This window comes from Micromonospora sp. CNZ297, assembly GCF_007827625.1.
Window position 1 is genome coordinate 79,438 of record NZ_VISU01000020.1, and the last position, 20,554, is coordinate 99,991.

Annotated in this window: 16 protein-coding genes and 1 pseudogene; 3 read left to right on the plus strand and 14 right to left on the minus strand. The window is 70.0% G+C overall.

The features are described from left to right. The 7 genes and pseudogenes from FB454_RS27405 to FB454_RS27435 form a co-directional block, all read right to left on the minus strand. The coding region (locus FB454_RS27405; RefSeq protein WP_186461665.1) for a WD40 repeat domain-containing protein at positions 1-1,264 on the minus strand (1,264 nt) is incomplete at its 3' end. Then, complete coding sequence (locus FB454_RS27410) at positions 1,254-1,649, minus strand: glutaredoxin family protein (RefSeq protein ID WP_013284967.1); 396 nt, start codon at positions 1,647-1,649, stop codon at positions 1,254-1,256. The genes FB454_RS27405 and FB454_RS27410, both read right to left, overlap by 11 nt. Before the next feature lie 991 nt (positions 1,650-2,640). After that, positions 2,641-3,474, minus strand: a pseudogene (gene folP, locus FB454_RS35540) (dihydropteroate synthase); the annotation flags it as partial. Between the two features lie 57 nt (positions 3,475-3,531). Beyond that, positions 3,532-4,053 (minus strand): dCTP deaminase domain-containing protein, encoded by a 522-nt coding sequence (locus FB454_RS27420; protein ID WP_013284969.1) that lies wholly within the window; start codon positions 4,051-4,053, stop codon positions 3,532-3,534. A gap of 73 nt (positions 4,054-4,126) precedes the next feature. After that, the gene (locus FB454_RS27425; protein WP_013284970.1) at positions 4,127-4,453 is read right to left on the minus strand and encodes a nucleoside triphosphate pyrophosphohydrolase family protein; all 327 of its coding nucleotides are present in this window, start codon (positions 4,451-4,453) and stop codon (positions 4,127-4,129) included. Between the two features lie 3 nt (positions 4,454-4,456). Further along, the gene (locus FB454_RS27430) at positions 4,457-7,279 is read right to left on the minus strand and encodes a caspase family protein (protein ID WP_145823787.1); all 2,823 of its coding nucleotides are present in this window, start codon (positions 7,277-7,279) and stop codon (positions 4,457-4,459) included. A 9-nt stretch (positions 7,280-7,288) separates the two neighbouring features. Beyond that, positions 7,289-7,666 carry a hypothetical protein gene (locus FB454_RS27435; RefSeq protein ID WP_013284972.1) on the minus strand — a complete coding sequence of 126 codons (378 nt, stop codon included), beginning with the start codon at positions 7,664-7,666 and terminating at the stop codon, positions 7,289-7,291. Between the two features lie 1,496 nt (positions 7,667-9,162). On the opposite strand from FB454_RS27435, the gene FB454_RS27440 reads away from it, so the two are divergent. The 3 genes from FB454_RS27440 to FB454_RS27450 all read left to right on the plus strand — a co-directional run bounded on the left by FB454_RS27440 (position 9,163) and on the right by FB454_RS27450 (position 14,158). After that, complete coding sequence (locus tag FB454_RS27440) at positions 9,163-12,216, plus strand: BTAD domain-containing putative transcriptional regulator (RefSeq protein ID WP_013284973.1); 3,054 nt, start codon at positions 9,163-9,165, stop codon at positions 12,214-12,216. Then, positions 12,213-13,226: a DUF2637 domain-containing protein gene (locus FB454_RS27445; RefSeq protein WP_013284974.1), complete on the plus strand. Its 1,014-nt coding sequence runs from the start codon at positions 12,213-12,215 to the stop codon at positions 13,224-13,226. Before FB454_RS27440 ends, FB454_RS27445 begins: the two co-directional genes overlap by 4 nt. Positions 13,227-13,408: 182 nt before the next feature. Continuing rightward, entirely contained in the window at positions 13,409-14,158 is a 750-nt protein-coding gene (locus tag FB454_RS27450; RefSeq protein ID WP_013284975.1) for a hypothetical protein, read from the plus strand. 341 nt (positions 14,159-14,499) lie between these two features. Here FB454_RS27450 and FB454_RS27455 read toward each other — a convergent pair whose 3' ends face one another. From FB454_RS27455 to FB454_RS27485, 7 genes are all read right to left on the minus strand, one after another. After that, positions 14,500-14,961 carry a DUF4262 domain-containing protein gene (locus FB454_RS27455; RefSeq protein ID WP_013284976.1) on the minus strand — a complete coding sequence of 154 codons (462 nt, stop codon included), beginning with the start codon at positions 14,959-14,961 and terminating at the stop codon, positions 14,500-14,502. Further along, positions 14,954-15,352 carry a hypothetical protein gene (locus tag FB454_RS27460; protein WP_013284977.1) on the minus strand — a complete coding sequence of 133 codons (399 nt, stop codon included), beginning with the start codon at positions 15,350-15,352 and terminating at the stop codon, positions 14,954-14,956. Before FB454_RS27460 ends, FB454_RS27455 begins: the two co-directional genes overlap by 8 nt. A 38-nt stretch (positions 15,353-15,390) precedes the next feature. Next, positions 15,391-15,999, minus strand: a complete 609-nt coding sequence (locus FB454_RS27465) for an HAD domain-containing protein (RefSeq protein WP_013284978.1) — start codon at positions 15,997-15,999, stop codon at positions 15,391-15,393. Continuing rightward, on the minus strand, positions 15,996-16,607 hold the full coding sequence (locus tag FB454_RS27470; RefSeq protein WP_013284979.1) for a hypothetical protein: 612 nt from the start codon (positions 16,605-16,607) through the stop codon (positions 15,996-15,998). The genes FB454_RS27465 and FB454_RS27470 overlap by 4 nt, the downstream gene beginning before the upstream one ends. 280 nt (positions 16,608-16,887) lie before the next feature. After that, a complete protein-coding gene (locus FB454_RS27475) occupies positions 16,888-18,525 on the minus strand; it encodes a VWA domain-containing protein (protein WP_013284980.1) in 1,638 nt (545 codons plus the stop codon). A gap of 30 nt (positions 18,526-18,555) precedes the next feature. Then, a complete protein-coding gene (locus FB454_RS27480; RefSeq protein ID WP_114919797.1) occupies positions 18,556-19,722 on the minus strand; it encodes an AAA family ATPase in 1,167 nt (388 codons plus the stop codon). Positions 19,723-20,060: 338 nt separating this feature from the next. Further along, positions 20,061-20,543 (minus strand): hypothetical protein, encoded by a 483-nt coding sequence (locus tag FB454_RS27485; protein ID WP_114919798.1) that lies wholly within the window; start codon positions 20,541-20,543, stop codon positions 20,061-20,063. Positions 20,544-20,554 lie beyond the last annotated feature (11 nt).

Sequence of the window (20,554 nt, forward strand, 5' to 3'; positions counted from 1 at the left end):
CCACACGACCATCACCGGACAACGCCACCGCATTCACCCAACCCCGATGACCGACCAACGTCCGCAGGAGACGGCCGCCGTCGACGTCCCACACCCGCACCGTGCCGTCCGACGAACCCGACACGGCCACACGACCATCACCGGACAACGCCACCGCATTCACCCAACCCCGATGACCGACCAACGTCCGCAGGAGACGGCCGCCGTCGACGTCCCACACCCCCACCGTGCCGTCCGACGACGCCGTGAGCACCACGCGGGCGGCGGAGTCGATCGCGACCGACCAGATGGAGCCCTCATGGCCGTCGGCCGCGACCTCGTCCTTGCCGACCTCGAGCCGACCTATGCCCCCGCCGTCGTCGCCCGAGTAGACGACCCCGTCCGCGGTCGTCGCGACGGCGCCCAGCGAGGCGCCCTCGCCGACCAGGAATCCGCACGGGACCAGGGTGTCGAGCCGCCACAACCGCAGCGTCCGATCGACGGCGCTCACCACGACCCGTTGCCGTCCGGCATCGATCGAGATCGCAGTTGGCCAGCTCGGCGGACGGCTCGTAGACGCCGTGACCACCTGTCCTCGATCACTGATCTTGAAGAGCCTGTGATGCGTCGTGGCCGCCAGGATCGCTCCCTCGTCCGGGAGCGCGGCGAGCGCCGAGAGGGGCTCGGCCAACCGCACGAGCGCCGACAGCCGGGCCGGGGAACGCAGGTCGAGCACGTGGATCAGGCCGCGGGCGGAGCCCGCGTAAAGGGTGCCCGTGCGGCGGTCCATGCACATCGTGGTTAGCGGCGAGCCGTCACCGGCCAGGGTTTGCGTCAGCTCGCCGGTCGCGACCCGCCACAGCCGGACGGTGCCATCGTGCGACGCGCTGGCCAGGACCCTGCCGGCCTCGTCGAACCTGAGGCCGACGACCCAGCCGGTGTGGCCCAGAAGCTCGCGGCGCAGGGTCGGACGCCGCACGTCAGCGATGTCCCACAGCCGTATGTTGCCATCGAAGCCGCCCGAGGCGAGCACGCCGGAGACCGCGGCCAGCGACATCACCGCGCCGGTGTGCGCGTGGACGCTGGAAAGGACCCGATCCGGAGGCTCCCACAACCGAATCTCGCCGTCGAAGCTTCCGGAGAGGAACACGCCGCCCGTTGCGTGATGCTCGAGTGCGGTGACGGCGCTGCGATGCGCGTTCCAGGTGACGGCCGGGCGGCGGCGCGGAAGTCCGTGGCGGGCGAGGAGCGGACGTAGACGCGGCGGTTCACCGTCAGGCAACATCCACCGCCGGGACATCCGCCGCCGGAACATCGACTGCCGGAAGATCGACCGCTTCGGCCCGCCGGGCCAGGAAGCCGCTTCGCATGAGCTCTCCAATCACCTCACCGCCGCCGATGTACTCGCCGTCGATGTAGAGCTGCGGAAAGGTCGTCACGCCGGACCGCTGTACCGCTACCGACCGGGCCGCTGCATCCGCCCCGACGTCAACGGTCCGATAGTCGGCCCCGATGCACTGCAGCAACAGCACCGAAAGGGCCGAACGGGGACCCTGCGGGGCGTCGATGCTGCCGTAGAGCATCAGCGTGATGCCATCCCAGTCGACCGAAGGCGCGTTCGGCTCTGAAGCTCCGATGCCGGGCACGGTGGCGTCAGGTGAGATCGACATCTTCGTACGGAGTGGCCAGCTCGGCACTGGTGTAGCGGCTGGTCAGCTCCCGTTCCCAGGCCTGGGCGGCGATGTCCTGCCGCGCCAGGAGCGGCTCAATGGGCCCGACGCCCCGGCCGCCGACCGCCGAGTACCGCCGGACCTCCAGCGGTATGGTCCGCAGCGGCAGGTTGGGATGGACCTCCTGCAACCGGTCGACGAATTCGCCCATCGCCCGGTCGACACCGGTCATGTCGGGCGAGGTGAACGTCGCGTACGCGTACATGTCGAATCCATCCGTGATTAGGTCCTTGAACACGTCGAACTGCCGGCTAAAGCCGCCCGGTGCGGCCTTGGTGTTGAAGACGAACGACGACTCGTTGAAGCCCTTGAAGCAGCCCACCCGCGAGTGGTTCGGGAACGAGGCCATGTAGGCGATGTCGGGCCTCGACAGGTATTGCCGCATGAACCGACCGCTCAGGTTGTCGTCGACCCAGACAAACACGGATCCACGCAGCCCGCGGCGCTCGAGCTCTCGCATGATCCACAGGCACCACTCTGGGACCAGGTCGGGCTGGCCCCCGGACAGGTCGAGCACGGGTGGCGGATCCGGCTCGGCCATGTACAGGTCGATGATCTGCGTCGCGGTGAGGAACGCCCCCCGCGACGCGTCCCCGACGAGCAGCTCGTCGTCTACAAAGCAGTACCAGCAGTTCCAGTTGCATCCGGCGAGCTGGAACACCTGCGTGTGGTAGGGCAGCACGCGGGGCAGGCCCCGGAAGTGGGCGCGGACCGGCAGCCGTGACTCGCGCGCCCGCAGATGGATCGCGAACGTGTTGAACCGGCGCACGCGGCCGAAGCCGCCACAGTTCACCCGAGTGTAAGCATCCTTGCTCTCGAGTGACCGGTCCAGCCGTGCGATCAAGAACTCCTGACGCTCCGGGCGGACGACGCGCTGCCTCATCCCGGTCCGGCCAGGTGCCGAGTCGTGCGGGTTCATCATCGATGCGCCTCCGTGGGCTCGAAGCACTGCGAGCGCGTCGACGGTCGGCGAGCACGTTATGGGCCCGTACCTCCCCCACACGCCCTGCAGGACCGCCAACACCGTCGTGGCCAACGTCGCGGCGTTGCGCTCGTCGGCCGGTCGTGGGATACCGCCGGCTCCGGCGAGCAGCGTCCCCAGGTATGACTTCCGACTCGATCCGAAAAGGACCGGTAAGCCTAGGTCGAGCACGGCACCGATGCACGCACTCAGACGCCAGATGTGTTCGGTGGTCTTAGCGAACCCGATGCCCGGGTCGACGATGAGCTTGTCGGGAGCCACGCCCGCAGAGACGGCCGCGTTGACCCGCGGCCGCAGCTCGGCGCGGACCTCGATGACCGCATCGCCGTCCTCGGCCAGCTGCGACATCCACCGGGAGTGCCCGCGCCGATGAGTCAGCACCCAGGGGCACCCCGAGTCGAGGACCACGCTCGCCATGTTCCTATCCGCGAGCCCAACCGAAACGTCGCTGACCAGCGCAGCGCCCACGTCCAGGGCGGCCGCCACGACGGTGGCTCGCGTTGTGTCGATGCTGGTGGGTATCCCGAGCTCGGTCAGGGTCCGGAGCACCGGCCGGACGCGCTGCGTCTCGGTGTCCGCGTCGGTCCGTCCGGCGCCGGGCCGGGTGGACTCGCCGCCGACGTCGATGACTTCCGCGCCCTGCTGCCAGATGGCTTCGGCGTGGACGATGGCGCCTTCGTGGCGAAGGTAGAAGCCGCCATCGGAGAAGGAGCCTGGTGTCATATTCAGCAAGCCCAGGACGAACGGAACTCCGTGCCGCGGCTGGAGCAACGTCGACCTCATACGTCAATGACTTTAACAGTCGCCCTGCGTGATCAACAGTCCACCATGGGTTGTCACCTAGACCGACGCCAGCGGCACGTTGTAGGCGAATCCCTCTTCAGCCGCCTCTAGGTTGAAGAAGACGAGCTGCGCGAACGCCACGTCCTGGGCGATCTCCAGCACGTCGACGCCACCGACCGAGACGGCGACCCGGCCGCGACCGTGGAACCCCGGGTCCCACAGTGCGCTCGACAGGGTCGCGCCGCATCGGGTGAGGGTGGACCGTGGCACCACCAGGCCCGCCACGTCGAGCGGGAACACGGTGATCTCGTTGAGGTCGAACAGGTACCGGCCGGGCGGCAGCTCGTAGACGCCGTTGGGCGCTGGCACCGGCTTCCCCGGCGCGACCACGACGTCGTCGCCGAGGCCCAACCGGCTGCGGCCCGAGAGCCGGGTGACCTGCTTGAGGGTCACGTCGAAACCGGCCGGCTGTAATTGAGCCTCGAAATCCAGGAATGACTGCAGCAGAGCCGGTGTGCGGGAATGCGTCAACCGGCGGATTTCCCGATCATTCAGGACTAAACCTTCGTAGCGGTGCACGGCTCCTACCTACCATAGCTCCATCCGGAAGTCAACGATGAGCCACAAGAGCGGCTGGCAAATCCGGTGTGGCTCATCGCGCGCCGGTTCCCCGGATGGTGCCGCGGTCGTGTCGCCCCTGGAGTTTTTCGAGGTTTCCGCGGGCAATCTCGGAAAGGTCGAGACCGAATTCGGAGGCGACCTGCGCGACGTACCAAAGGACATCACCGAGCTCTCCGGCGATTGCGTCTCTCGTCCGGTCGGTCACGGCTCCGTCGTCGTCGCGTTCGATTCTCTTGACGACGTCCGCGACCTCCCCGGCCTCGCTCGCTAGGCCGAGAACCGGGTAGTGGTAGTTGCTTCCGATACGGGGATATACCGCGGTCGCTGCCGACAGCCGCTGATATTCTGCCAGATCCATGCCTCAGTAATACCCGAACAACCATGGCCCGGGCACCCCGGACCGCAGATCGTTACGGAGTTGTTGAGGCAGGCGGAGATTGGCGGCATGCGGTTCGAGATTGCGCAGACCGTCGGACTTTGCCTTATCGAGAAGACAGAGTGCTACCTTCCCCCAGAATAGATGCACGGGGGCCGCCTGTGACCGCGCGACCTCTTCTCGCAGTTCGTCCGCATACGGCTGCAGAATGGTATTGCGGCCGCCCCGACCGAGTAGCGCACCAGCCTTGACGGTGCCGACTAGAAACTTGAAATGCATGAATGAGGAACCGATCCGGTCGGCCGCGTCCACACCCTCCATGTGCCGTTCCAAACATTCGGCAAGGTCCCCGTTCATGCCGTCCAGTTCCGACAGCATGAAACCGGTCATGAGGGTGCCGAGCGTGAGGCGCTGGTCGCGGTACTCGATTGCCGCCCGGCGGTACCAGTAGGCGGCCTCCTCCCGCAGCGTCCTAACCGCAACCGGACCGAGCCCGCTCGAAACGGCGCGCTGCCGGGCGATCTCGCCGGCGAACTGGAGCGTCTTCGCCACGCAGGGACGCCCGAGCCGGACGAGGTTGTCCCTGACCAGCGCACGGAACATGGTCGTGGCGATCTCCCCGGCGCGGTCCAGCTCGCCCCGTGCCACAGCGATGTCTCCCAGGCCTTTGAGCACGTCGATGCGGAGGCGGGCCGAAGTGATGTCTCCCAAACGGGCGAGGAACGACGTGGCCCGCTCGAACGCCGTACGGGCCTCGTCCCACTGGGCGCGGTAAACCTCGAGATTGCCCTGGCGAAACAGCAGCTGGGCCAGGGGCATCGATCCTTTGGCGGTCTTCGCGCTGTCCAGGTCGGACAGTTCCACGGCGACCTCGGCCGACATCGCGTCGAGCCGCGTCCGGGTGGCGCCGTCGACGTAGTTGCCCATGGCCAGGATGCCGGCTCGCGCCGCGAGCAGCTCGAGCGGGTCGCGTGACCCGGTCCGGGCCCGCTGGAAGAGCCTTCGGGCGCGGTCGTAGTCGTCCGCGAGCCGGTAGCCGTGCGCGCAGACGCTCAGCACACCGGCGGTGGCGTCCCCGCCGAGGTAGTGCACCACCTGCTCCGTGAGCGGCAACCAGTCCTCGAGCGTCGCCGAGGAGAACAGGTCCAGACCACAGGCCTGGAAGACCATGTCGACGTCTTCCTTGGCTGCGGGGTCGCCCACTCGGTGCTCGCAGAACAGCAGCGCGGCCCGAAGCAGCTGGTGGCGCGCCTGTGGCGTCAGCCGGGCGGTGGTCCCGCGCTGGCCGAGCGCCCAAGCTGCGAAGGCGGCGAATCCCGGATGTCCCAGGCCCGGCAGCAGCGCCAGCACGTCACCGGCGAACCGGACCGGCAGCAACACCGAGCCGCTGCGCAGGATTAGCAGACCGGTCTCGGCGAGCAGCGACCGGAGCCCGGCGCCGTGTCCCGCCCCCGGACCCGCGTGCTGCGAGCGCAGCCAGCTCGTCAGCGTCGACAGGGGCAGGTGCATCCCGGGCACGTCGGCGCAGATCCGCAGCACGCCGAGGGCGTACGGCGACGCGGCAACCAGTTGCGCGACGGTCTGGCCGACCCCCGGAAGCTCATCGGCGGCCGCCGACGAGCCGTCGCCGATGCTCGAGGCCCGTAGCTGGCGGATAAGACGATTGAGCTCGTACTCCGATCCCTGTGCCCGCTCCGCCAGGTCTCCGGCCAGCCGCCGGGCGACCTTGTCCGGCAGACGGTGCCGGCGGAGGCGTGAGAGCACATCGCGCTCGTCGACGGGGGGCGGCACGTCCACGGTGACGAGGTCCCTGATCGACTGGGGGATGTCGGCCTGACTCGACACCGTGAACAGGACGGGCCGGTGGTCGGCCAGTTCGACGAGGTCCCAGGCGGACGGTGACGCTGGGCTGTCGACGAGGATGGGGGTGGTGGCATCCGGCCGATATGCGGTGATGGACTTACTTACGCCGAGGATCGGCCGGGTCCGCCCGTCCACCATGCGTACCTCGTCGTCGAGATCCGTTCGTTCCACCGCGCGTCCAGCCCGAAGGGGACCGGGCTCGCCGACCGAGACCAGCGGGAGGGTGCGTACCGCGCCCGTCCGTGAACGAGTGTGGCGCAGTACGGACATCGGCAGCGACTGCGGGACGAAGACGAGCTGGTTTCCCGAGCCGGCATAGGAGTACCGCGGGGCCGGTTCGCCCAGCCGGCTGCTCTCGTGGAGCAGGTACTCGACGATCGACCCGAGATCGACCGTCTCGTTGGCGGTGGGATAGGCGAGCCCTCGGACGGCCAGCTCGAGGAGGGCGGTGAACGGGCTGACCGCGCCGTCGTCGGCGGCCGGTGTCATGTAGCGCTGCGAGCTGCTGGCCAGCACGGCGTGGTGCAGAACGCTGCGCAGCGGCTCGGGCAACCGGCTGGCGCCCAGTCCTTCGGCGAAACAACAGTCCAGGACCCAGACGTGCCGGGCCGCGCTGCAACCGGCCGCGAATTGGAACAGCACGGACGCCGAGAGGTAGGTCGACGGGTTCTCAGGAACGGAGTCGGCGCAGACGATCGCCACCTCCTGCGACGGCAGGATCGTGGCGTGGCCGGAGTAGTAGAACAGCCGCAGGCTCTCGTCGGTGCCGGACGACATGAGCCAAGACAGCTCCTGAGCGAGCCGCGGCGCCGTGACCTCGCCGTCGACGAGACGGTGTCGGTCCGACGACCGGCGCTCGGGCAGGTGGTCACGCAGCACCTGCTCAATGCGCGCGACGTCGGGCTTCCGCCCGGCCAGCAGGATTCTGGCGGTGCTACGATGCATTGGACCCGCCTAGGCGCCGTCCGTGCCTTTGGCCTCGAGCAACGCCGCGATGGAGGCCATGGTCGCCTGGTAGTCGGCGCTGTCCAGTCCACTGGCCCGCAGCATCACCGTCGTCGTGACCCCGTTGTGCTCCTTCTCGAGAATGAACGCGCGATCCCGCGGCCGCTGCGCCCACATCGTCAGGATGCGGAGAATGACGGGACGGACCGTGGCGAAGCTGGCCAGGCTGACGCTGATCGCGGTGACGAGCTCGACGCCTTTCGCCGGAACCTCGGAGGTGTCCTTGACGACCTGGCAGCCCGCCGCATTGAGGTCCCTGGCCAGTTCGTTCAAGGTGCCGTCGAGACCGGGATCTCCGGCGAAACTCATCCTGAATTGATCAACCACGGCACCTCCAGGGTCAGCATCGCAGCGCATCTTGCCGCTAATCGTAGTCCGCGACCGCAAACGTGCGACAACGTCGACAAGCGCCGATTCGTGCGCTGGCTGCGATCAATTTCAGTATGATGGTGCCGGAGTTGAGGGCGGCCTCCTCCGCCGGACGGGAGCGGCTCGGGTTGTCGGAGGAGGCGGCGGGCCCATGGATACGTGACGGCTTCAATGAGGGTTGGTCCGCCCACCGGTGCAGGCCCGGTGTGGCAGCGGCCGTCGCGGCACGCACGGCAAGCACGTCGTTGCCGTTGACCTGGACGCCGGGAAGCCGAGGCTCTCTCATTGCTGACTCGCTCACACAGACGCGCGGCCGCTAAGATTGCGCAGACTAATTTGGCACCACCAAATCCGTATACTCCATCAGGAAAATCGGAAATCGGAACTGCCCCAGACCTGATCAGCTGCTGCGGTTCAGGTAGTGGGTGCCGCGGGTCAGGGCTTCTAGCTCCTGATCGTAGGTCTTATTCTTCGCCGTCCAGCAATCCACCGCCCGATCCCGGCACGTCGGACTGGTGAAGCGATCAGCCGCTCTGGCGGCTCGCCCATGCGCCGCCGCCAGCGAAGACCTGCCGCGTCGGGGAACTCGACTTCGATGATGGCCTTGCGAGGGTCAACGGTTAGGAGTCGAACGGCAAAGGCGAATCGCATTTGGCCGTGCCTGATGCTTCGCTCTCGACCACATCAGCCCAAAGGTCGTCCCGCCGCTCATCGGCAGAGACGAAAACATCAAAGGTGGCGCTTGGCTGTGGTTTCTAATCCGCCATTTGATCCCGATCATTGGACCGGTCAAACGACCGGTTTCGCGATCCGTTCCTGATCTTCTTTCCTCGCCGACAATGCGGGCGACCGCGAGACGTATTTTTTGGGGGACTGGGGGGCGCCGACCGGACGACTAGGGGACTGGGGCATCGATAGGGGCCCCGCGCCCAAAATCTAAATCTGGACGCGCGCTGGCTGGATAGGCGCGTTTCTTTGTGTTGCCATGAGAAGGATGTGCCATATCCGAAGCTCGGGCTTGCGAGCCGAGTTGTGATTCCCTCCATAGGGTTCCTGGCCGGCAGTTACACCGTCGTAGGCCTCGCCGCTGTGGCGCAGAGCCTCGCCCTCGGTGGCGGCGGCATCGTTGTGGGATGCCTCGCAGTTCGCGGCGACATGGGGACCTCGACTACGCCTACCCGCCACCGAGCGCGTTCGATGCTGCCCCCTTTGCGCGGCCGTGCGGTCCCGCTGGTGCCGCAGCGCCTGAGAAGGTCGACGAGCCGCTGCGCAGGCGCTGCAGCTGGTGAACTCCGATTCCGTCGTTTCTCGCTGACCTGCCGTTGTGAGGTCTTGTAAGGCGTCGTGAGGTGCAGTCAGCGACCGACCGGGATGTCGCACCGTGCTGGGGCCATAGCGTCACTGCATCCCCGCCAGCAGCCCTGCTGGATGTGCGGCGAGCAGGAGGAGGGCAGGTGACATCCCCAGGAGCCCGCAGCGCCGCAGTCACCACCAGCGTCCTGTCCACCGCCGCCATCACGGTCGTCGCGGCGCTGCACAGCGGTTGGACGCCGCACCTGCCGGCGCCAGCCACCATGCGGCAGTGGATAGCCGATCCGATGAGCAGCGGTGTCGTCGCCGTTCTCGTCGCAGCCGCGGCCGTGACGCTCTGGCTGCTGCTGGCCACGGCCGTCCTTACCCATGCGTATGCGGCGCTGGCCCGCCGGCTGGGCCGCGCACCTGTTCTACGCCTTCCCCGTCCGGTCCAGGGCCTCACCGCGGCGCTGCTCGGCGCGACCGCCGTCACCGCTGCTACCGGTGCTGTCGCACACGCCACTCCCGCGACCACCACGTCCGATGAACCAGCCGCGCCTGGACAAGCGATCGCCTCACCCGCCTCCCACCGCCCCGCTGCGGGCCATCAGCCGGCTGCGCCGCCGTCCACCTACATCGTGCGCCGCGGCGACAGTCTGTGCGAGATCGCTGCCCGCACCCTCGGCGACGCCGACCGGTGGCCGGAAATCTTCGCTCTCAACCGGGGCGCCCGCTTCCCCCACGTCGGCGGCGCCCTGCGCAACCCCGACCTCATCTATCCAGGCTGGGTTCTCCGCCTGCCGACCGACGCCTCACAGAGGAGCGACCCGGCACCGCGGCGCCGCGATCAGCAGCGCCGTACCGAATCCGGCCGCCCGGACCTCCCGGCGCCACCCACGAAGCCTGACTCCTCGGCCGGAACGCCGACACCCACGACCACCACCACGGCAGGCCCGACAGCACCCGCGACCGAACCACCCCCGGCAGGCCCCGCCGTCACCGCGAACGCGCCGGGCACCGCCGGTGTGACTCCACCATCCCGCAGCGCCTCGCAGCCGCCGGCACGCGATCCGTTGCCCACACCTCACCGGTCTCGGGGCATCGACGTGCCGGGCGGCAGTTGGGTGGACATCGGCCTGGCTGTGGCGATCGCCGCAGCCGCCGCGCTGGTCTGGGCACACCGGCGTCGCCGCTACACCCCGCGCCCACCCTCGACCGCTACCCACGTCGAGGGCCCCGACACGACCCCGATGCCGACCGTGGTCACGCAGCTCCGCCGGCGGCTGCGCCGGGCCGCACCACGCATCACCACATCCGCCACCACCCGCCACCAACGGCACGACCTCCACTTGTCCCCAGACCCCATTGACGGGGACACCGGGCCGGACGCGGCCGCCCTCGACGGTGAAGACCACACCGACGGCGACCCGGTACCTGTGCCGCGTCCGGCGGTGCCGTCCTTGGCGCACCCGCTGGCCGAGGCCTGGCCGTCCGCAGGCCTCGGGCTCACCGGCCCGGGCGCCGACGCCGCTGCCCGCGGCTTCCTGACCGCCGCGCTCGCCGCCGGCGGCCTCGACGCCCCACACGAACGGACCCAGGTGGTGATGCCAGCGACAACCGTGACGACCCTCCTCGACACGGACACCGCGACCCTGCCCCACACCCCGCGCCTGACAGTCACCACCAGCGCCGAGGAGGCCCTCGACCTCATCGAAGCGCAGATCCTGCACCGCAGCCGCCTCGTCGACGCTCACGGCGCTGACACGGTGGCCGACCTGCGGACGCTCGATCCCGCGGGGGAGCCGCTGCCGCCGGTGCTGCTGCTGACCCACGCCGCCGCAGCCCGGCAGGACACCCGCATCGCCGCGCTGCTCACCCAAGGCACACGCCTGGACATCCACGGGGTGCTGCTCGGCGCATGGCCTGACGGTGACACCGTCGCCGTCGCCGCTGACGGCACCACAGCCCTCGCCGACGCCGCCGACGACCGAAACGACCGTCCCACCCCAGTGGAGCGTCTGGCCGTGCTCACCTCGGCCGACACCCTCGCTCTGCTCGGCGTCCTCGCCGAGTCCCACACCGGCCAACCACCGACACCCAACGACGCCGCGCCCCCGTCAGACGACCGACAACCGGCCACCGCGAACTCGACCGAGGCCGGCCGAGGCACCCTGACCGAGACCCCGGGACCAGCGGAAACGCTCACTCCGACGACTGCCAGCACGTCACCCGGCCCCGTCGAGGCCACCGGCCACAACCCCGTCGCCGCCCATCCCCACGCATCGGCCGGGTCGACCGGCATCATCGACACCCGGCCCCATCCGATCGCCGCTACGCGCGCCGTTGCCGATGCCGGTGGTCACGACACCCCACTCGCCGACGGACCGGAAACCGTGCCTTCCGACGTGAACGGCGAGCAGCAGCAGCGCCGCCGCGTGCAGGTATCGGTGCTCGGCCCGCCCAGCATCACCGACGCCGCGTCCCATCCGCCGCTGCGCGCCAAGGCCCTCGAGGTGCTCGTGTACCTGGCGGTCCATGACGGGGAAGCGACCGTGGACGCCATTCTGGATGACCTGCTGCCCGATGCCCCGACCAGCAAGGCACCTGGCCGGCTGTACACCTACGTGTCGAACCTCCGCGCCGTCATGCGGCACACGACAGGCCCTGGCGACTACCTCACCCATCCTCAGAACCGCTACACGCTCAACCCCGCCCTCGTCGACGTCGACCTGTGGCGGATGCGCGCGGCGATCCGCGCCGCCGAACGCGCCACCGACCCGCAAGCGCGGGTCGCCGCGTTACGGCGCGCCGTCGACACCTACCGAGGGCACCTCGCCGACGGCGTCGACTACGAGTGGATCGAGCCCTACCGCGAGGCCGTACGGCAGCAGGCCCTCGACACCTACCTCGCGCTCGCCGACGCCCTCGCTGACCATCCCGCCCACCAGTTGACTGTGCTCGACGAGGCGATCCGCCACAGTCCCTACACCGAGGAGCTCTACCAGCACGCCATGCGCGCCCGCGCCGCCCTCGGCCAGACAGACGCGATCCGCTCCCTGCGCCGAGCACTGACGCGGGCTCTCGCAGAGATCGACGCCGAACCCCACGAAGACACCCTCGCCCTGGCCCACGAGCTCATCGCCGCCCAGCAGCGCCCCCGGCCCCGCCCGCAGGCGCAGCCTCACTCCCGCGACGAGGACGGAGCGACTGCATGACCGACATCTCCACCTCGCCGTCCTCGCACCGTGACCATCCGAACGCGGCCAGCCGGGACCAGCTGGTCGGTCTACGGCCGCTGCGGTGGGCGGTGCGTGCCGTGCTCACCCTCGGTGTCGCCGCGTCGATCGCGGCGAACGTGCTGCACGCCCGACCGAACCTCATCAGCCAGCTGATCGCCGCCTGGCCGCCGCTGGCGCTGCTGCTCACCGTGGAACTGATCTCCAGGGTGCCCAGCCACCGCAGGTCCCTGGCCGCCCTGCGGCTGCTGGCCACCGCCGCGATCGCCGGCATCGCCGGCTGGGTCAGCTACTGGCACATGGTCGGTGTCGCCGCCCGCTACGGCGAGATCGACGCCGGCGCGTCCTACCTGCTGCCGATCTCCGTGGACGGCCTTGTCGTCGTGGCCAGCATCAGCCTCGTGGAGATCACCGGAAGGATCCGCGCCGGCACCGGCCGGCCCACGCCCACGCAGCAACCAGCGGCCCCTCAGGAGCGGCTAGGACACCACGCCCTGAGGGCCGGCGCCGACCGGACCACCAGGCGGCGAATGCCCCGCCTCGCCGAAACGGTCACCGAGACCAAACCAATGGCCACCTCTGCGTCGCCGGGCGCCGTGTCTACCCCGGTTCCATCACGAGGAAAGGCCGCGAGCACGCAAGGCGATGGGGCACCAGACCGCCCGGCTCAGCCCGACCGCGACGACGTCCGTGGCGATTCCGAGCCGTCCCGTCCTGCTGGCGATCGCGCCGGCGGGACGCCAACCCACGACGCGAAGACCCCAGCAACGATCCCCTCCGACCACGGAAACGCCGCCCAGGTCGCCGCGGCCACTCCGGCGGCCGTCGCGTACTGGTACCAGCGGGACCCGTCGATGCATCCCGCCCAGATCGCCGAGCGGATCGGCAGATCCGAGCGCACCGTGCGCCGGTACTGGCCGCCGGCGAAACTGCAGCGGGCCAACGCCCAGCACGACGGCCCGCAACCGACCGTCCCCGGGGCGTCTTAACCCTGACTGCCCTCGATCTTGGTAGAGACGCTTGATGTCTGTCCCCTACATGAGGAGGGTGCCGACGGGCCTGTGGAAGGCGTGCCAGTGAGCCCCAGGCAATATCCTGTCGATCTTGTCATGGGGGAGTCAGGCAGGTTCTGGTGGTGCGGGCGCGGTGGGGACTTGCTTAGATCACCGGCATGACGGACTGGTCCCAGCTCAGGCATGCCTACGGCGTGGCAGATGACGTTCCGGGTCTGCTGGCGAGGGCTGAACCGGACCCGCGCAGCCCGGTCTGGGGCGAACTGTGGTCCCGGCTGTGCCATCAGGGCACGGTGTACCCGGCAAGCTTCCCGGCGTTGTCAGTCCTGACGGAGATCGCGGGCCGCTGGTCGCCCGCGCAGCGGACGATGCCGCTGGCGCTGGCGGCTGACATCGTGTCCAGCGTGGATCAGCCCTACGGTGATCTCGACCCGCACGTTACTTATCCGTACGAAATCGCTCGACTGAGAGCGCTGACCGAGGAAGCGCTCCGAAGTGCCGGTCCCGATGACGACCCCAGCACCTACGTCTATATGTTGCAGGCGCTGCTGGCGTTCGAGGGTGTCGAGGTCTGGGGCAGACACCTCGACGGGCTCAACGACGAGGAATACGAGGTGGCGTGCCTGCAATGCGATGAAGAGATCTTCGTCGCGTTCGGCCAGTACGGAACGTTTACCACGCTGGACAGCATGTACATGAACGACTCCGGCTCCAAGCGGCTGCCACTGCTGCCCGCTGATCCTGATGACTTGACGGGTGTTGGAAAACGCCTGCACGCTCGCGCGATCGCCGACGACCATCCTGACATCGCCGAGAAGCTGACTTACGTGTTTGGCCGAGCGGACTGCCTGGCCTGCGGCGAGCGCTTCGGTGTTGAAGAGGCCATTACCGCCAGATGGTCCGGCTAGATTCTGTCGATCGCCGTAGCCATATGATGGCGGCGATGAGAACCAGACAGGCGCGGTAGATGCTGGCGCGCTAGGCATAGCGGGTGTCCAGGTCACCCCAGGGTTCGGCTACGGCACCCTCTCCTACGCCTACGCGGTTCTCACCACGTACCTGGACTGGCTGTTTCTGTCGCAGGCGGAGACCGAGCGCCGCCGGTGCCCGAAACGACGGGTATCTACAGACGAGGCCGCCCAGCGGTGCACGACGAGCTCGCCGATCACGCGCTGGGACGCAGCGACTCATACGGTTGGCTGACCACCACGGCGGCGCCGATCGCGGACGACGGAGGTCGGGTGTCCGGCTACAGCCGGCCGATCAGCGGCTGTGTCCGCGGCTCGAAGCGGTACCCGTCGTCCCAGGGGAATCGGCCCTGCTGGTCCGGCCACACCATCTGCTGGAGGCGGACCTGGTCGCGGCCGTAGCGGCTGATCGCCAACCCGGGCATCAGTTCGTCTGTCGGCGGCCCGTCGATGATGATCGCGTCGTAGCCGGCGATGAGGTCGCTGAGGCGTTGTCCGTGGGTGAACCGTTCGGCGGTGTCGTAGACCCGGCGAGCCAGGTCGTTGAGCAGACTGTGGGCGACCTCGGGTGGCAGTCCGGCGGTGATCAGTTCGGGGTAGTCGTGGGCGGTGAGCCCGACGGTGTAGGCGAATGGGGCGGTGGTGACGGTGCCGTCGTCGGTGGGCAGGACGTACGTGACGGCCCAGCCGATGGTGTCGATGATCCGCTCTTGACGCCGGAGGACGTCGTTGATGTCACGCATGGTCGGTGTCTCCTAGGCATTCGGCGCTGGGGGTGGGGTCCGTGCCTGGGTGGGGTGGCTCGACGTCGACGAAGCCCCAGAGGTGTTCCATGACCTGGAGTTGCCAGGTGCGGTAGCGGTCGGCGAAGCCGCGGCAGAGCGCGGGCGGGACCGGGCTGCCGGCGTAGGGCAGCGTCGAGTGGCAGATGATGTATCCCGCGTCGCCGCGCGCCTCGCGCACCATCTGCTGGAGCCGGCCGGGGGTGAGGTGCATCGGGTTGCCGGGCTTGAAGATGCAGGTGGCGCACTCGCGGGCGAGCCGGCGGGTCTTGCGCAGTTCCGGGTCGCCGACGCTGAGTCGGGGTGACCGGTCGACGTCCGGTTCGTCGGCGGCGTCGAACATGTTGTCCATCGTCATGTCCTTGTCATGTGCGGCACGGGCCCGCATCCCTAGGCGTTGGATGCGGGCTCGATGAGTCCGGGTAAACGGAGTTCTTGGGTGCCGGTGTGGCGTGGCCAGAGCTCAGCCAGCCAGGTCAGCACCGTGTCGACGTCGGCGCGGCGCAGCCCGTCGTACGGGTCGACCGGGTGAAGCAGGGTGGGTGCGCCGTCGGCGGTGCGCTGGCCGGCGGTGGTGGGGTCCTTGCCGCCGAACTCGTCGTCGAGGACGGCGAGTGGCCGCCGCGCGATCCACGCGTACAGGGGGCTGAGTTTGGTCTGGTGGCCGAAGCGGACCCCGCCGGCGTGGACGGGGACGTGCGGCCAGGTGGTCGGCAGGCCCAGCCGTGGTGCGATCCATGCGGCGGCGAGGTGGTTCCAGCTGGTGCACCAGACCGGTTGGGCGTGTTCGGCGAGTTCTCGCAGCCAGGGCCCGTGGTCGGGTTTCAGCCAGACGGTGCCGGTGACGTGCCGGCAGTCGGGGGCGGGCCCGTTGTAGCGGTGCGGCCGGTAGCCGAGTGTTTCGGCGTGGGCGGGGTTGGCGGGGTTGAGGACGCCGTCGACGTCGATGGCCACGACGGGGGAGGAAGTGGGGTGCGCGGGTGGTCGGGTGGTGGTCACGGCTGGGCCTGCTCGCTGAGGATCGGGTGCAGGGGCACGGTGAGCCGGTCGGCGGTGCGGCCGGGCCGGTCGGCGGGTTGCCACGTGTCGGCGGCGGCGTGGGTGGGGAAGGGGCCGATGGCGGCGAGCCTGCCGTCGGTGCGGTCGAGCAGCACGAGAACGGCGGTGCGGGCGTCGTCGAGCGCTGGCCGGAGAATGTGGGCGAGGTCGGGCGGGAGGTCGACCCAGCCGGTGGCGGGTAGATCCGTGACGGCGGGGTCGTGCAGCGGCACGGGCCTGGTCACGGCGAGGGTGGTGCTGTCGAGCGCGAGCGTGGCGGCGTGGGAGTGGGCTGCGTCGGCGCCGCTGGTGGGGCCGTGGGCGTCGAGGTCGCCGCTGGTGTGGACGGCGATCAGCGCGTGCGGGTCGCGGATCTCCAGGGAGTCGAGGACGGCGAGGGTGATGGTGTCGCCGGTGCGCATGTCGCGCAGGGTGAGCAGGACCGGCCGTCCGTCCGGGTCACGGTTCCAGGTGATGGCGTAGAAGTGTTCGCTGGTGACGTCGTGCAGGCGCCGCCAGGCGCGGTTGTCGGTGTCGAAGGGGTGTTCGTCGTCGGTGCCGTAACGCATGAGGAACTCCTTGTCGGGCAGCGTCGTAGTCGCGCCCCGGGATCTGGATCGGTCGGGGCGCGATGCATGCACGCTTCGATGGCGAGGGATGGTCAAGTCGCCGGGGGCGGCAGCGATGCCGTTCGGCATCGGGCCCTCCGCGAGATGCGAGTGGGGCCGCCTGTGGCAGCCCCGCGTTCCAGGCCCGGTATGTCGCGGGGGCGCGGTGCGCGGCGCTGCCCGGCAGCGGCCCGGGCAGCGCCGCGGCGCGGGGTGGGACTGGTCGGCTGCCGGCCGGGGTTCAGGCCTGGGTGAGGGCGGTGACGGCGGCGTCGGCGATCGCCGCGATGGCCTCGGTCGGGTCGGTGACGGTCAGGGTGGTGGCGTGGGTGAAGGTGTGCCCCCAGATCTGGTCCGGGTCGGCCGGTTCGCCGTCGGTGGGCGGGTCGGCGGGGTGGAGCCACAGCACGGCGCAGCCGGCGCGGTGCAGGGTGGTGACGAGTTGCTGGCCGGCGGGGATGTCGTCGAGGTAGCCGTCGGAGACGACGGCGAGCATCCGCAGGGCGCGGCCGTGGCGCAGGTCGAGGAGCTGGTCGGCGACCTTGACCGCTTCCGGGAAGGTGGCGGTTGCCAGCTCGGTGCGCATGTGCAGCACCTGCCTCGGGTAGGTGCGTGGGGGCACTAGGACGGTGGTGCGGTCACCGAACCCGATGGTGGTGGTCGTCGCCTGCGCGCGGCGTGCCGCGTTGGCGAAGATCCACGCGGCCGACGACATCGCCTGCGTGTAGCGGGCCATCGACCCGGACAGGTCGACCAGGACAGCCAGGTGCAGGCGGGGCTTCTCCGGAGGCAGCTGGGCGCGTTGCTGCCACGGGGCGGCGGTCGGCATCTGCCCGGCGGCGGTTTGCGCGTCGGCGGTGATGGCGTGGCGGGTCCGCAGCCGACCGGGTGGGATCGGCGAGGGGCGCCGGCCGGGTTCGGGGTGGCGGGTGCGGGCCTGCCGCAGCCGGTTGGCGAGGTCGCGGGCCGCGCGGTGTTCCTGCTCGGTCGGGTCGGTTCGGTCCCACTCGGTGGGTGGGCTGTGCCGGTGGGCGAGCAGCGCCGTCGCGTACTCGGCCGGGGTGACGCCGGCGGCGACGGCGAGGTAGTCGACGAGGGCCGCGGCGAGGCGGCCGGGAAACAAGCCCGGGTCCGGTACGGGGGTGTCGTACTGCTGGTCGGGGTCGATGCCGAGGACCTGACACCACCGGCGGGCCAGGCAGATCATGGTGTCGGCGTCGGTGTCGTCGCAGGTGTGGGCCTCCCGCCAGATGTCGCGTAGCTGCCGCAGGCGTTTGCGTCCGAGGACGCCTGTGACGGCGGCGCGAACGGGGCGGACGTCTTTGCTGGTGACGATGCGGGCGTCGACGCGGGCCAGGAGCAGCGCGGCGAGTTGTCCGGCGTGCCACGCGTCGTCGATGGCCGCGTCGTCGGGGCGCAGGAGGGTTGTCACGACGTGGCGCAGCCAGCGGCGGTCGCCGCGGCGGCGGGCGCGTTGGCGTCCTTCGGCCCGGGATTCCTCGAGTAGGTCAGCCACGGTGGCGAGGATCGGCGGGGTGCCGGGCGGGGTGGTCCAGCGGCTGTGCACGGCGTGCGCGGCGCCGTGCACGAGCAGCCCGTAGCCGGTGGGCACGAGCCGCTTGTGCCGGGCCTTGGCCGGGTCGGTGACGTCGGGGCTGTCGGCGATGTAGGTGGCGTCGACCTCGATCCGGTTGAGGGCGGGGTAGAAGCACTCGGGTGCGTCCCCGGCGGCGCCGGGCGCGACGAGGACGGTGAGGTCGGTACGGCCGGTCAGCAGCGGAACGTGCTGGGTCCACGCCTGCGACCAGGCCCGCCAGTCGGCGGCGCCGGCCGGCGGCGGCGGTGTGCCGGGGCGCAGGTGGGTGTGCGGGTGGGACACGAACGGGGCTCCTTCCAGAAAAGGGGGCGGTTAGCGCTTGCCGAGGGCGAGCGCGGTGATGGGCGTGCCGGTGTGCCGGGACAGGGCGGCGGTGACGTCGTCGCGGGCGTCCTGCGGGGCGATGCCGGCCAGGTTCGCCAGGGCGGCGCTCATACCCAGTTGGTCGCGGACTGTGACGAAGCCGAGCAGTTCGCGTAGCTGGGGCGCCCATACGGTCGTGCCGGCGGCGAGGTCGGCGTTGAGGTCGATCGCGGCGGCCACGACCGGCTTGGGGACGCCGAGTTGGCGGGCGAGGTCCCAGTCGGTGGTGACGTGCAGGTGGACGGTGAACCGGGAGGCCAGGGCCTCGGTGAGGACCGCGCCGTGCACGCCCGGGTTGTGGCCGGCGACGATGTAGAACCCGTCGACGGCCTGCACGGTTTCGTTGCCGTGCGCGGGGATGGTGACGGTGCCGCGGCCGTCCATGGCCGGGTACAGGACTGCCAGGACGCGGGGCGGGATGAGGGTGGCGTCGTCGACCAGCAGCACCCGCCCCTGGCGCATCGCGGTGACGAGGGGTCCGTGGACGAACTCGTAGCCGCCGCCGGGGACCGGGTTGTAGGAGCCGAGGAAGTCGTCGACGACGGTGTCGCCGGTGCCGGCGACGGTCAGCAGGTCGGGGAACGCCGCCTCGACCATCGCGGTCTTGCCGGTGCCGGGCGGCCCGTACAGCAGCACCGGCACCTGCTGGGTGCGCAGCCGGCGCAGTTCCTCGACGTCCCAGCCTTTGCCGAGCCGCCGCGGGTGATAAAGCGTCCCGTTCGGCCGCGGCACCGGCGCGGGCCGGGACTGCCGGCCACCACCACCACTGCTGCCGCTGGAGCGGGTGCGGGGCGCGGCGGGCGGGAGGGCGCCGGCGGCGTCGATGCCGGCCTGGGTGATCTGGAACCGGTGTGGGTTGCGGTGGTGGGTGGCGTGCCCGGCGGCGGCCATCTTCTTCAGCGCCTCGAACACCGCCCCGGACGACGGTGCGCCGATCGCCCGGGTGATCTCACCTACCTTGAGAATCTGGTCGGGGTAGTCGGCCAGGTGCAGGGCGACCTTGCGGTAGAGGTAGCCGGACCGGCCGGAGCCCGCCCCGGTGGCGGGAGTGCCGGCGCCGCTGGCCGGGGCCGGGTCGTTCTGCGGTGAACCGGCCGGTGGGTGTGGTGTCGTCATGGGATTGCCTCGATTCGGGGTCGGGCCCGCGCACCCGCCTCCGGGTGCGCGGGCGGTGGGTACCGCACAGCGGAGACGGGCGGGGCCAACCACGCCGGCCCGCGCGGGGCCGGGCAGGTGGGCGACCACACCCCTGGTGCTGAAGGGTTACGGCGACACGTCAGATCGCCGCTGGTACGTGCTGGTCGGTGTCGAGGCCGCGCGGGCGGTGTCGGCGCCGACGATGGAACCTCCGCCAGGCCAACCGATCAAGTCGAATGGGTGCGCGGGTGCGGGAGCGCCGGCTGACTACGTGTGCACCGTGGCAGCGGGAGGTGGTGCTGGCGGCGGGGTTGTGGTCAGTCGGCGCAGCCCCGTTCGCAGCCCTGCGGATCGCACTGCTGTCCCTCGGCCATCCGGGCCAGAGCCAGCCCGTCGTCGCCGTCGAGATCATCGTGGAACGGCCAGCCGAACCCGTCGGTGAACGCCTTGACCTTGGGCGCCCCGTACATCGGGTAGCCGGCGTGCTCCATCGCCGCCACGACGTCGTCGCGGCCGAGGAGCCGGGCGAGTTCTCTCAGCTTGTCCACCGACCGGCTCGCCGAGTTGCCGCGGTGGTCGAGGATCTTCCCGATAGCGAATCGCAGGTAGTCCCGGGCATGGGTCTCGTGGTCGACCCGCTGGGTCCACTCGCCCGGGTGTCGAGGGGCGATGACCTGGCGGGCGTGGTCCAGGTCGAGTGCCTCAACGAGCATTTCCTCTCGGAAGCCGAAGATGTCCCCGCGGTTGGCGCGCAGCGCCCAGACCCGGGTGACGATCTCTTCTTGGGCGCGGATGGTCACTTGTTTCCTTC